The following is a 14,963-nucleotide window of genomic DNA, read 5'->3' on the forward strand; positions in this document are numbered from 1 at the left end:
TGTTGAAAGTTTATTTTAAAATATCATTTTTCAATGTATCGACTAAGCGTTGATTTTGTTCATCAGTTCCAACCGTGATACGTAAAAACTGGTTAATACGCGGTTTATTGAAATAACGCACAATAATGCCTTGTTCACGTAATTCAGCCGCTAATTCACCTGCATCTTTGCTAGGGAATGATGCAAAGATAAAGTTGGCACTTGATGGCAAAACGTTAAAGCCCAGTGCGGTCAATTGTTCAACCAAATGTTCACGGCTTTGAATTACTTTTTGATTTTGTGCTTCGAAATAAGCTTGATCTTCAAATGAAGCGACCGCAGCAGCTATCGCAAAACGGTCCATTGGATAAGAGTTAAAACTATTCTTCACCGCTTCAAGTGCCGCAATCAAATGCGGTTGAGCAATCGCAAAACCAACACGTAAACCCGCCAGTGAGCGAGACTTAGACGTGGTTTGGCACACCACCAAGTTCTCATATTTTTCCACCAAACTGACTGCCGATTCAGCACCAAAGTCGACATAAGCTTCATCAATCACCACCACTGAATTTGGATTGGCCTGAAGCACTGCTTCTATTGCAGCTAAACCAATATCAATACTGGTTGGTGCATTTGGATTGGTGATAATAATGCCGCCATTGGCTTGTTTATAGTCATCCACCACAATTTCAAAGTCATCATTGAGTGGTAAAATTTTGGTTTTGACCCCAAAGAATTGGCTATAAACAGGATAGAAGCTATAGGTAATATCAGGGTAAAGTAAAGGCAGCTTTTGCACAAAAAAAGCTTTAAAAATATGCGCTAAGACCTCATCTGAACCATTGCCAACAAAGACATTTTCAACAGCAACATTTTGTTGTTTCGCAATCGCCTGCTTTAACGCAGAAGCATCTGGATCTGGATATAAACGCAGTACATCTGCTGAGTTTGCCAAGACTGCTTGAACAGCTTCCACCACTTTTGGTGAGGGTGGATATGGGTTTTCGTTGGTATTGAGCTTCAATAAATTTTGAATTTTCGGTTGTTCGCCTGGCACATACGGTTCTAATGCACGTACTTCAGGACTCCAAAAACGCATTTGTTCTGTAGTAATGTTAAACATTGTCTATCTCATTTATGCACTCAACTTACTTTTATATAAGCCCTCTCCTTCTAGGAGAGGGTTTGGGAGAGGTTTATGATGTCCCAAACTGAATTAAATATTTTCCCCTCTCCTAACCTCTCCCATAGGGAGAGGAACATTCATTACTGAACAAATGAGGGATCTAAATTTATATTATTGATAACGATAACGTGCCGAACGCGCATGCGCATCTAAGTTTTCTTGTTGCGCTAATATATCTGCGGTTTTCGCCAAAGTTTTCACACCTTGCTCAGAGCACATAATCAAACTTGAACGCTTTTGGAAATCGTATACACCCAGCGGCGAAGAAAAGCGTGCCGTACCCGAGGTAGGTAACACGTGGTTCGGGCCTGCACAATAATCACCAATCGCTTCAGGGGTATATCTCCCCATAAAAATCGCACCGGCATGGCGAATATGTTCAGCCATTTCCTGCGCTTCGTCTAGGCAAAGCTCTAAATGCTCAGGCGCCACTTGATTAATCAGCTCAACTGCTTCAGCGCGGTCTTTCACAAGCACTAATGCGCCACGATTGGCAATTGAAGTACGCGCAATCTCCGCTTTAGGTAACGCTTGCAAATGCGCTTCAATAGCCAGTTCTACTTCATTTAACAGCTGTTCATCCGATGTGATAAACACTGCTTGCGCCACAGTATCGTGTTCAGCTTGGGACAATAAATCCATTGCCAACCACTGTGCGTTATTCACGCCTTCAGCATAAACTAAAATTTCAGATGGCCCTGCAATCATGTCGATACCGACTTGTCCGAATACTGCACGTTTCGCAGCCGCGACAAAACGGTTGCCCGGCCCCGTAATCTTATCCACCGCTGGAATCGTTTCTGTACCATAGGCTAAAGCCGCAACCGCTTGTGCCCCACCAATGGTAAAGACACGGCTGACACCAGCCAAATAAGCGGATGCTAATACCAATGGATTCAACTCACCATTTGGTGCAGGCACCACCATAATAATTTCAGGCACACCCGCCACATGCGCAGGCACAGCATTCATCAGTACAGACGACGGATAAGATGCCAAACCACCCGGCACATAAATACCAACGCGATCTAAAGGCGTTACTTTTTGCCCAAGTGTGTTCCCCAAGGCATCCACATAGGTCCAGCCTTCTTGTTTTTGCGCTTGGTGAAACTCACGAATACGGTTTGCAGCGAGCTCTAACGCCTCGCGGACTTCGGTACTCAAACCATCAAAAGCGGTTTTTAATTGTTCTTGGGTCAGTTCTAAATCTGAGAATTGATGCGCGGGATGTCGATCGAACTGTTGAGTGAGTTTAAGAACATGAGCATTACCATGCTGACGAACATCAGCGATGATTTGATCTACGGTTTTTAAAAGTTCTGGGTCACTCACGGTTTCAAAAGCCAACAAATCAGCAAAGACTTGTTTAAAGTTCTGATCTTGAGTCGATAAACGTCGCATCAATTTATCCACAATGAAAATAAAGGGAAGCTTTAGTTTACCTTGTTTCCTGTATTTTGTGGGCAACAATCCTCCAGCTAAACACGGAGTGTAATGAAAAATTACTTTTAACTTCATCGGGAAATGAATGTGACTATGATTTTTAAACTAGAATTATTAAACATGACTAAAAAACAGGCAAAACGAGATGCCCCTCACGGACATAGCCACCTACTTTTCAACGGGGCAATTTAGCCGAATCCAACAGCATTTTTCACAAACCATTACATGGGAAATTGTAGGTGAACAACAGCTGTCAGGTTTTGATCAAGTGCTCAAGCATTGCCAGTCTATCGAACATTATTTTTCGACCGTCGCACATGAGTTCCATATTCAAGCAATTCATGAAACGGGTCATCATGTGATTGTTCAAGGTGAAGCGCAATTTCATGACACCCAGCAGACATCCCGAATTTCTGCTTGTGATGTCTATAATTTTAACAATTTGAATCAACTGGCCCAAATTCAATCCTATTGTATTTCAATCCAATAAAAATATTAAAAAATGAGCAGGTACAAAAAAACCGCCATCATCGATAGCGGTTTCTTTAAACAAAAAAGATCAACTTATTTGTTTTTTAACGCTTCACGTTCAGCGACTGCTGTTTCTAACTGTGCAAGAATTGGGTTTAACAATGCTTGCTTACGTTTGAAACTTGCCTTGTTCACGATCAGACGTGAAGACACTTTACAAATTTCTTCCAAAGGTTCTAAACCATTGGCACGTAAAGTATTCCCAGTATCGACCACGTCAACAATGTAATCGCCCAAACCCACCAACGGTGCAAGTTCCATTGAACCGTACAACTTAATTACATCGACTTGCTCACCTAAGCTTGCATAGTACTGACGGGTTAAGTTTACGTATTTAGTGGCAATTTTTAAACGCCCTTTGGGACGCTCCATGCCAACTTTGCCTGCAGTCATCAGTTTACATACTGCGATTTTTAGATCGAGTGGTTCATAAACGTTTTGTGCTCCATGTTCCATAAGCACGTCTTTGCCCGCAACACCAATATCAGCCGCACCATTTTCCACATAGGTGGGTACGTCAGAAGCACGTAAAATTAAAATACGGACTTGTTTATGGGTGGTTGGGAAAATTAACTTACGTGACTTATCAGGATCTTCCAGTAAGTTAATTCCAGCCGTTTCAAGTAAAGGCAGGGTTTCTTTTAAAATACGACCTTTACTCAATGCCAATGTTAAACCATGATCAAAATTGCCCATTACATCAAAATTTGGATCATCGTTTCTCATATCGCTCATGAACTTACTCGCTTAATTTGGGCGCCTATACCTTGTAATTTCGCTTCGACATCTTCATAACCGCGGTCAATATGATAGATACGATCAATCAGCGTCTCACCATCAGCAGCAAGTGCAGCTAACACTAGAGAGAAAGAAGCACGTAAATCTGTTGCCATCACAGGTGCTGCAGAAAGTTTCTCTACACCCGTCACGACAGCATCATTACCTTCGACCTGAATATTGGCACCCATACGTGACAATTCAGGTACATGCATAAAACGATTTTCAAAAATCGTTTCAGAAATGGTGGCAAAACCACGACCAATGGCATTGACCGCCATAATCTGTGCTTGCATATCAGTTGGGAAATCAGGATGTGGAAGCGTTTGGAAACTCACTGCTTTCGGGCGTTTACCCATCATATCCAGTTCAATCCAATCATCACCACGGGTCACTTCCGCGCCCATTTCTTCAAACTTTTCTAAGACCGATTCCATCAAAGTTGGATCAGTATGTGTGGTTTTTACACGACCACCAGTAATGGCCGCAGCAGCCAAATACGAACCTGTTTCAATACGGTCAGCAACCACAGCGTATTCACAGCCATGTAGTTTTTCAACACCTGTTACCACTAAGGTATCTGTGTCTAATCCTTCAATTTTTGCACCCATCGCGATCAACATTTTCGCAAGGTCCGTAATTTCAGGTTCACGTGCCGCATTACGAATCGTAGTCACGCCTTCGGCCAATGCCGCAGCCATTAAGATATTTTCGGTGCCACCCACGGTCACCATATCAAAAATAACTTCGCCACCTTTCAGACGGCCATCAACTTTAGCGTGTACATAACCCGCTTCAACTTCAATCTCTGCACCTAAAGCTTCTAAAGCTTTTAAATGTTGATCGACTGGGCGCGAGCCAATCGCACATCCACCCGGCAAAGATACTTTTGCACTACCATAGCGCGCCACCAATGGACCCAGCACTAAAATAGATGCACGCATGGTTTTCACCAGCTCATACGGTGCAAACTGATTATCTAGTGTTGAAGTATCCGCAGTAACCGTGTCGCCTTCGTAGGTCATGGTAATGCCTAGACCACCAATCAACTGCACCAAGGTATTTACATCTTTTAAATGCGGCACGTTGGTGAGCTTGGTTGGGGTTTCAGGCAAAATCATTGCTGCAAGCAACGGCAAGGCAGCATTTTTAGCACCCGAAATACGAACTTCGCCTTCGAGCTTAGTGCCACCTTGAATTAAAAATTTATCCATCTAATTTTAAGCTCCGAATAAGCTTGCTTTACGCCATTCTTCTTTAGTCATTGCACGAATAGTCACCGCATGCACTTCGCCACTTGCGATATAAGAATTTAATGGTGCATAAACAGCTTGCTGACGTGCAACAGGACGTTTGCCTTCGAATTGGTCGTCGACAATACGTAAGTCAAACTTTCCGCCTTGCCCACTAACTGCAACTTCAGCTTCAGGAAAAGCAGCTTTTAAAATTTCAGTGAGCTGTTCACTATTCATCACAAAGACCTCTTATAGGACCAACGGTGTAAAAACCTGCCATTTTACTATAAATCTGAAAAATAAATCATAAACCCGCACACTTTATATATAAAAAAAGAGGTTTTAAAAAACCTCTTTTTGCATAAAAATCAAACTAAATGGCGATCGGTTGGTAAACTTGCTGCATTTTACGGTGCTTATCGAGCTGTCTTTTTAGTTTTTCTGATAATTTTTTAATCGACGTATACATATCATCTGCTGAAGCCTGAGCAAAAAATTCAATGCCCGGCAAACGGATAATTGCTTCTGCAATATGATTGCTACTGCCTTTTTTAGTATGTTTATCGACCTGATGATCCTTGGTTAATTTCACCTGCATACTGTTCACCTGATCAATATGCTTGGTCATTTCTGCAAATTTGCAGCGAATGGTATCTTCAATAGCTGGGGTAATGCTCAAATGATGTCCACGAATTGTTATTTGCATATATCTATCCCTCACCTTCATTAGGATTAATGAGGAAAAGCTAAGACGATTTAATGACTGCAAAATAACCAGCGCGCATAGAAACATCAAATCATTTTCGCTATTCCTTAAAGAAAAAAGAGGTTCATTATGTTGTCATAATGAACCTCTAGAATAGTCAGATTTTAAATTTTAGATCAAGACTTTTCGTTCAGAAGATGACGGAATATGTAACGATTCACGATACTTTGCCACTGTCCGACGCGCTACATCAATTCCATCGTCCTTTAACAGATTGGCAATTGCGTTATCAGACAAAGGCTTACGTGCATTCTCTTCAGCAATCAATTTTTTAATCTTGGCGCGAATTGCAGTTGAAGATGCTTCACCGCCTGACGTAGTCCCCACATGGCTTGAAAAGAAATATTTCAACTCGAACAAGCCGCGTGGCGTCAGCATATATTTGTTGGTGGTCACCCGAGAAACGGTCGACTCATGCAATTCAACTTCTTCTGCAATATCCCGAAGTACCAAAGGCTTCATCCCTTCAGCACCAATTTCTAAAAATGCACGCTGATGTTCAATGATACACGTCGCCACTTTCAGTAAAGTTTTATGGCGTTCATCGACACTTTTAATAAAGTTCTTCGCATCCAACATTTGATTACGTAAGTACTGATTATCTTCACTTTGATCAGCACGCTTAATCATATTGGCATAAAACGAGTTCACACGAAGTTTTGGCATCACATCAGGATTTAAAGCCACTTGCCATTGTTCGTTTTTCTTCATTACTACGACATCAGGAATTTGATAATCTGAGTCTTTATCTTCAAACTCAAGCCCTGGATGCGCTTTTAGCGTTTTCAATAAATCAACCGCGCACTTGAGCTGCTCTTGATTTAAACCCGTTTGTTTAATCAGTTTCGCTAGTTCATTGCTGATCAATAGTTCATAGTTTTTCAGCAGATTCATAGCATCATTTCGACACGCGGTCTGCATCGGCAAGGCTTCCAACTGTACCATTAAGCACTCTGCAAGATTCCGCGCCCCAACGCCAAGTGGGTCTAAACGCTGAATATGCTTGAGCACCACAACCACTTCGTCATCTTCGACTTCGTCGTCATAGTCCATGCTTGTTAAAAGATGTTGAACTGAAGTCGTTATTTCTGAAATATCACTGTCTAAAAAACCTTTATCGTCCAAAGAGTCAATAATGCAATAAGCAATCAACATATCTACTTGCGAAAAATGCAACAGATTAATTTGCTCCAACATATGCTCTTTTAAGCCCAAATGACCTTGGCGATTATCTTCTCGTTCTTCAAATTCTGCTGCGCCCAAACTGGTCGGTTGATGCGTATAGACATCATCCCAGTCGGTATCGACTGGTAAATCATCGGGTAAATGGTCGGCGTTGAGTTCGTTGGTCAAATCTTTCTTATCCTGTTCTTGTTCTTGCACACTGGATAAGCTTTCGATAGATGACTGTTCTTCTACTTTTTCTAAGAGCGGGTTGCTGTCGAGTTGAATCTGAATTTCCTGTTCAAGTTCAAGGCTCGATAATTGAAGCAATCGAATAGCTTGTTGTAATTGGGGGGTTAGCGACAAAGAGTTCGAAACTTTCAATCCAACCGATAACTTCATAAAACCCTACTCGTCAATACAACTATTTTTAAAGCACGCTTTATAAGCAATTTTTGTGCCGTTTATTTTTTATAGCATAGAAAATTCAAAAAACCTACATTTTTTGAGCAGATTGTTTTTTCATTTCCTACATAGTTTTAGACTTTATGGATGTTCTTAGTGCATATCAATTATTGAAAAGGATCATTAATACCTTCACACAGACTAAAGTTACACGAAACACTACATCGGCTGCTTTCACTTACTTACAAGAGTCCGTTAAATCAAAACATCTGAATCATTCTGCTTTGTTAGGCTAAAGCATAGACATTTTTTAGGGGGTTTATATGACTCAAAAAGTATTGTTCATAACCTCAAATGTAGGCGTAGAACATGATGAGCTAATTCAGCCTCTCCATTTTCTACAGTCCAAAGGCATAGAATGCATTCATGCCGCGATTGAAGCTAGCGAAGTTCGAACTGTTAAAATGGACTCAGAATCGGCAGCAAGCTATCCTCCAGACGTCGATTTGGATCATGTTCATTATGACGACTACGACTTGCTGATTATCCCCGGCGGTACAGTTAATACTGATTTATTACGCCAACATCCCAAAGCGCTCGAAATTATCCAAAGTTTTAGCAACCAAGCCAAACCGATAGCTGTGATTTGTCATGCACCTTTAGTTTTGATTAAAGCTGAACAGATTAAAACTAAGCATCTGACTTCGCATAAGAATATAAGACTCGATCTGGAAAATGCAGGTGCTATGTGGGTCGATGAGGCCGTTCACACATGTTATGCAAGTGGCTGGACACTCATCAGTTCACGCAATCCAGAAGACCTTCCCGCTTTTAATAAAGCAATATTGAAAGAACTTGAATCCAATTCGTCCGTTTAAGACTCCATAAAACAAAAAGAGCCTGATATTGAGCAGGCTCTTTTATTCATTTTTAAAAGTTACAGACTTTTTAAATATTCAATAATTTCTACTTGTTCTGCCATTTCAGCCAGTTGAAGCGCTGTGTATTCACCTTTGTAGTCGACATTCGCACCTTTTTCAACCAGTAGTTTCACTACATCTAGATAGCCATTTTCAGTCGCCGCTTGAAGTGCGCTATAGCCTTCATCATCTGTCGAGTTCACATCTACACCATTGGCGAGACTTTTTTCTACTTCAGCGAGTTCACCTAAAGATGCCCAATACACCAGTTCAGGTAAATGCAGTTCATCATCGTTTTCAGGAATTGGGGAGAATGAGTTGAGTTTCATAATAAGTTACCTAATTAAATCGAATTTCAGACCAAAGTGTAATCCTGATAACTGTTCAGATAACTCTTTTAGAACTTCATGAATCTCACTTAACACTTCATTATCGCTTACGTATGATTCGATGATTTCATCGTTCCCATTATGAACAAGTAAGAAAATCTTAGATTTTGATTCACTTTTCAACTCTTTTGGAGTTTTTCCTTTAACAAGATTACATTTTTTAAAAGTAGATTTTTGATAATCTAAATTTTTATCCATACTAATAGGATATCTAAACATAGTTGAATTACTATCATATTCTTCTAGTTTATTAGGGTCTGTTGACATTTACTGTTCATAATTAACCCTATAAAGGTAGCCATAAAAATATACAGGCTAAAGCAACAGAACTTTGATAATTTCTTTTGAGCTTGTCATATCGAGTAGCTATTCCTCTAAATTGCTTTAATCTACAAAACATATTTTCAACTAAATGCCTGATTTTATATAAATACCAGTCCATATGGTCATTGTTCGATTGGCTATTTGTTTTCTTTGGTATATTCGCTTTAGTCCCTGTTTTCCTGATCTGTTCACGCAGTGGTTCTGAATCATAGCCTTTATCTGCACATACCACTTTTGTCTCTTTTAAATCTAATGTTGATATTAAATCAGGTGCAACTTTAACATCATGTGTGGTTCCATCGGTAATCATGAAATCAATAGGATTGCCATGTGCATCAACAATCAAATGTATTTTTGAGGAGTTTCCTCCTACACTTTTAGAAATAGATTGATTCGCTATGCCGGCAGAATGTTGATGAGCACGTACATGAGAGCCATCAATAAAAATCCACTCCATATCGGGGCATGAGGCTAGTAATTTGAATAATCTAAGTAACTTACCGCTGCTTGACCAACGATTAAAACGTTTGAAAATAGAGTTTGAATGACCAAAACAAGAAGGAATATCTCGCCACGGACAGCCTGTTCTAATTCTATAGAGAATAGCTTCAATAAAATTGCGTAAATTTGAGTTGTGGTGAATGGATAAATTACGCAGAATAACTTTCAACTTTTGCCAGTGTTGATCTGTCAGCATGGTACGAGGCATAGCGAATAGTAAAATTGGGTTTGGCGATTTGATTTTACTACTTCGCTATTTTTTAAGCTAAAAGTGTCAACACACCCTAATTAACCCGAATCGCGGATAAGAAATTGACTTGAAAAATAAAGGAACTAGAGCCATCAGTTGAGTTACCACACTAAACTTAAAGCTCTAGTCCTGATGTTCAATAGTACCGAATTATTCTGCGTAATCGATGATTTCTTTCTTAAATTTGAAGCAACTTATTGGAAATTTCTCAAACAATGTCGTCATTCTGTAAAAATTCGACCAGCCCAATTGAGTATCTCAGAAATCAATTTTATCGCCATTTGGTATAAGTGTTCTCATATCAACAATTTCAAAGCATTCTTTTCATGGTTGAAACAGGATAAAAATCATTTATAGGACTTACGCATTGACGGATTCAAAAAAGTATTAAAATACTTTATAAAGTATCTGTGATCAGACGAATTAAAAATGCTTCTACAGCAACTTGTACACTACCCATTTATATGGGCTTTCTCATGACAGAACCGAACTCTATTAGCTGCACACAACTTGCCGAGACTTATAACATCTCGCATGATAGTGTAAATCGCTTTCTAGAGCGTGAAGACTACACACCTCACGACCTATATCAAGAAGCAATTCAACATATTGATAATAATAAACTTATAGTCAGTATTGATGATACTGTTTTAGATAAACCGTATAGTCAGCATATGGACTTGGTTAGCTATTTTTGGTCAGGCAAACACCACCGATCCGTCAAGGGTATTAATCTCATTACCTTGTATGCGACAGATCAAAATGGTCAAAATATTCCAATTAATTTCCGAATTTATGACAAATCTGAAAGTAAAACCAAGAATGATTACTTTATGGATATGTTAAGTGAAGTACTCAGTTGGGGTGCAAAGATTCAATTTATTACAGGTGATAGTTGGTATTCATCGACTGGAAATCTAAAAACCATAAGAAAATATGGTATTCGATTTATGTTTGGTATCGACTGTAACCGTAAGGTTTCCCCAGAAAAAGGACAATGGTTTCAACTGCGTTTATTGCCAAATTTCCATCAGGGTCAAGTGGTCTGGCTCAAAGATTTTGGCTTTGTACAATTATTTAAGACTCAGTTAAAAGAACAGCAGAGGTTTTATATTGTGCATCAAGATGAAGATGATTTATTGTCCTTTGAGGGTTTTCATGAATTACATTCAAGTCATTGGAAAATAGAACAATATCACCGAGTGATTAAACAGGTTTGTCATATTGAAAAGTTTCAAGTAAGACGATCTAAACTGATTTTGAATCATATTTTTTCAGCCTTGATGGCCTACGTCGAGATACAAAAGAACCAGTTTGAGCGGATCTTTGAAAATGTATATCGTTGGCAGAAGAAATTATTTAGACCAATGATCAAAAACTTCATTGATGACTTTATTCTCGATAAAAATCATCTGCTACCACAGAGAATCTATAAATAATAGTGCGTAAGTCCTAATTTATTTAAAAATTTACCCTGCTACCAACGGATGATTCATCTCATCAATATGCATCAATTGGCACTACATGCTTTACATGCCGCCTTAATGAAAGGCCAACACAGCTAATATTTATGGATTGATTCAACTACTTTACCTGTCTGTAAAAATCAACGGATTCAACGCCATAAATCATTAGCCAAAATTGCATCACGTGGTAAAAGCTCGATGGGCTGGTTTTATGGCTGTAAATTACATATCGCGATGAATCAATTGGGGGAAATCACTTGTTCTGCTTTATCTAATGGACATGTGTCTGACATAAAAATGGTTTAGCATTTAGTTGATGTTGATGGTTTAGAAGCAAGGCTTTATGCGGATCGTGGCTATATCAGCCAAGAGTTAAAAAGCAGATTAAAAAGTCAAGGTATTGATTTGATTACCTATCATCGAAAGAATATGCAGTCTGTTCAACTCTGTACATCAGATGAATATCACTTAAAACAGCGCAATAAAATAGAAACGTTATTCAGCTTATTGAAAGGTCAATACAATTTAGTGACGAGTAAAGCACGGAGTATTCATGGATTTCTAAGTGGGATTTACGCATCGTTATGCGCATATCAATTAACCCAACGAAATAAGCCAAAAATTCAAATTATGGAATCATTAGCTTAAACAGGATTCGGGTTAATTAATATAGGTATTTCTTCAGGAATGTCAAACCATTTACATCCTGTTCTACTATATATAGAATCACGGTTATTTTCTAAAATAATTAAAAAATTTTCAAATAAAGTTCTAATTGAATGGACATTAAATATTTTTTCTCTTTACCATTTTCAACTAATTTTGGGAAATCATCATTTCCAGTTTTTGATTTTTTAAGACTGATCTCATATATGAAAGAGGGCGAATTCAAACATGAGGTGCGACAGTTTCAAAAGCCTTATGATAATCAACAAGCTGAGCAAATTTCTCTAATGGTGTAAGCCAATCTAACGCTTTTCTAGGGCGAGTATTCAGTGACATGGCAACTTGATTTAAATAATGCTGATCTGCCTGGTTTAAATCAATCCCTTTAGGTAAATATTGCCTAATTAAACCATTCATATTTTCGCATGTGCCTTTCTGCCATGGCGAATGTGGGTCACAGAAATATACATCTATGCCTAAATCTTCTTCGAGGATTTTATGTTCTGACATCTCACGTCCACGGTCATAGGTCAATGTTTTACGCAGTTCTGCGGGTAAATATTTCAGAGCTTCAGTTAAAGCCTTGCGCACTGATTCTGCCTTTGCATCAGGTAATGTTGCCAAGATACAGAGCCGTGTATTTCGTTCAATAAGTGTTGCTATCGAACTTTTATTGTCTTTACCTTTAATTAAATCGGCTTCCCAATGACCCGGTATTTTTCTTTCTTGAACTTCGGTTGGGCGCTCATGAATAGTTTTAATATCCTGTAATATAGAATCTTTTTTAGGTTCACCGTTAGCTTTTCGCTTTTTATTTTCATGTCGCAGACAGGATAGTAAGTCTTTTTTCAGCTCACCCTTTGGTAATGCTCGTATCGTTGAATAAATCGTTGTATGGCTTACATTCATTGTTTGATCCAAATCAGGAAATGTCTTTAAACGCTTTGCTATTTGCTGAGGAGACCATAAACAACGGATCGCTTCAACAATAAATTTCCAGAGGATTGAATCGATTTTGAGTTTTATGTGACCACGTCTACGTCTAGCGAAGGTGTTATCAGAAGCATATTGAGCTTGATAAACGTCATTGATGCTATTTCTTTTAAGCTCACGATAGATCGTACTAGGATGTCTTTTAATGAGTTCAGCAAATTTTCTGGCTGAAAAGCCTTCTTTTCTTGACTCAAGCATTAATGCAGTACGATCTTCAAAGTTAAGATGATGGTATGACAATTTTATATACTCCATAAACTCTTTAAATTAATTAGGTGGTTTATGTCGCACTTCAAGTTTTACTCTGCCGAGCTTTGTTGCACAAACCTATCTGTAAAGGGTTTTTCAGCGATATAATTTTCAAATGAAGAAGCCTACACACAAAATCTACCGCACAACCAATTGGCCCGCATATAACCGAGCACTCATGAGTCGCGGAAATATTGCCATTTGGTTTGATCCTGCTACGCAATGGTATGCGCCATCAAAAGGCAAACAAGGGCGAAATCAAACCTACTCCGACGCAGCCATCCAATGCTGCTTAATGATTAAATCCTTATTCCGTCTGTCTTTACGTATGGTCACTGGCTTTGTGCAAAGTCTGATTAAACTTTGCGGATTAAATTGGATAGCTCCAGATTACACCACGCTTTGTAGAAGACAAAAGCATATTGATATTGTAATCAGCTACCAAAAAAGTAGCGATGGGCTGCATCTACTCATGGACTCTACAGGCATGAAGTTTCTAGGTGAGGGCGAATGGAAACGCAAGAAACATGGACCTGAATATCGTCGCCAATGGCGTAAACTTCATATTGGTATAGATGCTAAAACCCTGCAAATACGAGCAGTTCAGCTTACAACCAATAATGTCAGTGATTCACAGGTGCTTGGTGATTTACTTAATCAGATTCCACAAGATGAGCGGATTGACTCTGTTTATACCGATGGAGCTTATGACACCAAGCAATGCCGTCAGGTCATTGCAGATCGGCAAGGGCATGCGGTGATTCCACCTAGAAAAAATGCGAAACCATGGAAAGATACAAAGAGTAGCTCGCTAGAGCGAAATGAATTACTTCGAACAATTAAACGTTTAGGCAGGACACTATGGAAAAAATGGTCAGGCTATCATCGGCGAAGTTTGGTTGAAACTAAGATGCATTGCATCAAATTATTAGGAGATAAACTCAGCGCAAGGAGTTTTGATAGCCAAGTGAATGAAATCCATGCACGTGTAGCAGTCCTTAACAGATTTACGGAATTAGGTCGACCACTTACCCAAGTTACGCCTTAAATTTAGCTCAATTAGGGGCGCTTTGCATTTCAAATCTTTGTGCAACAAAGCCCCTATGAGCTATTGTTGCATTGCACTTTAACTAGCGCCCTTCAGTTTTTATAATGTGCTAATCCAGCCCAAACAGAAGTCATTCACCAAAGTAATTTGGTGTTATATTCACACAATTTATAGTGATATAAAAATTCAACATTAGTCTAAATAAATGATTTAATTCGCATTAAAAATAAATAAAACCAACCATTAACACTTGTCTTTCTGATATGAAATAAAATAATAATTACCAATAAAGGCCTAATTTAAATTAGATAAAAATATAGTATTTAGTTGATAGTAAAAATTAACTGATAGTAAAAAAGAAAAATAAGTATAGAAAGGTTCATTTAAATAATAATTATGACTATTTAGGATGTTTTATTTAATTACGATAAATCTCAATTAGACGATTGATTCATTTATTATTTAATATTTTCCGCATAAAAAAATCCCCCTATCTCATTTGAGTTAGGGGGATTTAGAATTAATGAGCTGGCGATGACTTACTCTCACATGGATAACTCCACACTACCATCAGCGCTAAGAGGTTTCACTTCTGAGTTCGGGAAGGGATCAGGTGGTTCACTCTTGCTATTGTCGCCAGCACAACTGTTTATGACTATTCGTTGGGTCTT

At 38.8% G+C, this 14,963-nt stretch carries 14 protein-coding genes, 1 rRNA gene and 3 pseudogenes; 6 read left to right on the forward strand and 12 right to left on the reverse strand.

The genetic code is table 11. The features are described from left to right. Positions 1–10 precede the first annotated feature (10 nt). Positions 11–1,102 (reverse strand): histidinol-phosphate transaminase, encoded by a 1,092-nt coding sequence (hisC, locus tag AC4CU3_RS05345; RefSeq protein ID WP_005400210.1) that lies wholly within the window; start codon positions 1,100–1,102, stop codon positions 11–13. Between the two features lie 174 nt (positions 1,103–1,276). Then, on the reverse strand, positions 1,277–2,578 hold the full coding sequence (gene hisD, locus AC4CU3_RS05350) for a histidinol dehydrogenase (protein ID WP_171054223.1): 1,302 nt from the start codon (positions 2,576–2,578) through the stop codon (positions 1,277–1,279). 175 nt (positions 2,579–2,753) lie between these two features. Here hisD and AC4CU3_RS05355 point away from each other — a divergent pair, with 175 nt between their 5' ends. After that, positions 2,754–3,098: a nuclear transport factor 2 family protein gene (locus AC4CU3_RS05355; RefSeq protein ID WP_005400212.1), complete on the forward strand. Its 345-nt coding sequence runs from the start codon at positions 2,754–2,756 to the stop codon at positions 3,096–3,098. A 74-nt stretch (positions 3,099–3,172) separates the two neighbouring features. Here the strand turns inward: AC4CU3_RS05355 and hisG are convergent, their stop codons facing one another. From hisG to AC4CU3_RS05380, 5 genes are all read right to left on the reverse strand, one after another. Then, entirely contained in the window at positions 3,173–3,874 is a 702-nt protein-coding gene (gene hisG, locus AC4CU3_RS05360; protein WP_004984172.1) for an ATP phosphoribosyltransferase, read from the reverse strand. Next, complete coding sequence (gene murA, locus AC4CU3_RS05365; RefSeq protein ID WP_005400214.1) at positions 3,871–5,130, reverse strand: UDP-N-acetylglucosamine 1-carboxyvinyltransferase; 1,260 nt, start codon at positions 5,128–5,130, stop codon at positions 3,871–3,873. The genes hisG and murA overlap by 4 nt, the downstream gene beginning before the upstream one ends. Before the next feature lie 6 nt (positions 5,131–5,136). Next, complete coding sequence (gene ibaG / locus AC4CU3_RS05370) at positions 5,137–5,388, reverse strand: BolA family iron metabolism protein IbaG (RefSeq protein WP_004695019.1); 252 nt, start codon at positions 5,386–5,388, stop codon at positions 5,137–5,139. A 136-nt stretch (positions 5,389–5,524) separates the two neighbouring features. Beyond that, entirely contained in the window at positions 5,525–5,857 is a 333-nt protein-coding gene (gene hpf, locus AC4CU3_RS05375) for a ribosome hibernation-promoting factor, HPF/YfiA family (RefSeq protein ID WP_004695021.1), read from the reverse strand. Positions 5,858–6,028: 171 nt separating this feature from the next. Further along, positions 6,029–7,483 (reverse strand): RNA polymerase factor sigma-54, encoded by a 1,455-nt coding sequence (locus tag AC4CU3_RS05380; protein ID WP_005400217.1) that lies wholly within the window; start codon positions 7,481–7,483, stop codon positions 6,029–6,031. A gap of 326 nt (positions 7,484–7,809) precedes the next feature. Here AC4CU3_RS05380 and AC4CU3_RS05385 point away from each other — a divergent pair, with 326 nt between their 5' ends. Further along, positions 7,810–8,364, forward strand: coding sequence for a protease (locus AC4CU3_RS05385; protein ID WP_005400218.1), 555 nt, complete (start codon positions 7,810–7,812; stop codon positions 8,362–8,364). A gap of 59 nt (positions 8,365–8,423) precedes the next feature. Here AC4CU3_RS05385 and AC4CU3_RS05390 read toward each other — a convergent pair whose 3' ends face one another. The 3 genes and pseudogenes from AC4CU3_RS05390 to AC4CU3_RS05400 form a co-directional block, all read right to left on the reverse strand. Then, on the reverse strand, positions 8,424–8,735 hold the full coding sequence (locus AC4CU3_RS05390) for an ankyrin repeat domain-containing protein (protein ID WP_005400219.1): 312 nt from the start codon (positions 8,733–8,735) through the stop codon (positions 8,424–8,426). A gap of 6 nt (positions 8,736–8,741) precedes the next feature. Beyond that, positions 8,742–9,062, reverse strand: a complete 321-nt coding sequence (locus tag AC4CU3_RS05395) for a hypothetical protein (RefSeq protein WP_279045224.1) — start codon at positions 9,060–9,062, stop codon at positions 8,742–8,744. Beyond that, a pseudogene (locus AC4CU3_RS05400) lies at positions 9,063–9,828 on the reverse strand (IS5-like element ISAba31 family transposase). A gap of 174 nt (positions 9,829–10,002) precedes the next feature. Between AC4CU3_RS05400 and AC4CU3_RS05405 the strand changes: the two are divergent. From AC4CU3_RS05405 to AC4CU3_RS05415, 3 genes and pseudogenes are all read left to right on the forward strand, one after another. Beyond that, a pseudogene (locus AC4CU3_RS05405) lies at positions 10,003–10,224 on the forward strand (IS982 family transposase); the annotation flags it as partial. A 56-nt stretch (positions 10,225–10,280) separates the two neighbouring features. Then, positions 10,281–11,309, forward strand: a complete 1,029-nt coding sequence (locus tag AC4CU3_RS05410) for an IS701-like element ISAba11 family transposase (RefSeq protein WP_490738041.1) — start codon at positions 10,281–10,283, stop codon at positions 11,307–11,309. Positions 11,310–11,324: 15 nt separating this feature from the next. Beyond that, positions 11,325–11,984, forward strand: a pseudogene (locus tag AC4CU3_RS05415) (IS982 family transposase); the annotation flags it as partial. Positions 11,985–12,224: 240 nt separating this feature from the next. Here AC4CU3_RS05415 and AC4CU3_RS05420 read toward each other — a convergent pair. Next, on the reverse strand, positions 12,225–13,250 hold the full coding sequence (locus tag AC4CU3_RS05420) for an IS30-like element ISAba125 family transposase (protein ID WP_490737998.1): 1,026 nt from the start codon (positions 13,248–13,250) through the stop codon (positions 12,225–12,227). Positions 13,251–13,359: 109 nt separating this feature from the next. On the opposite strand from AC4CU3_RS05420, the gene AC4CU3_RS05425 reads away from it, so the two are divergent. Beyond that, complete coding sequence (locus tag AC4CU3_RS05425; RefSeq protein ID WP_081405714.1) at positions 13,360–14,292, forward strand: IS5 family transposase; 933 nt, start codon at positions 13,360–13,362, stop codon at positions 14,290–14,292. 526 nt (positions 14,293–14,818) lie between these two features. On the opposite strand, the gene rrf is transcribed toward AC4CU3_RS05425, so the two are convergent. Further along, positions 14,819–14,933: ribosomal RNA gene (rrf, locus tag AC4CU3_RS05430) — 5S ribosomal RNA — on the reverse strand. Between the last annotated feature and the right edge of the window lie 30 nt (positions 14,934–14,963).

It is taken from the genome of Acinetobacter sp. 802_lipA (genome assembly GCF_058242885.1).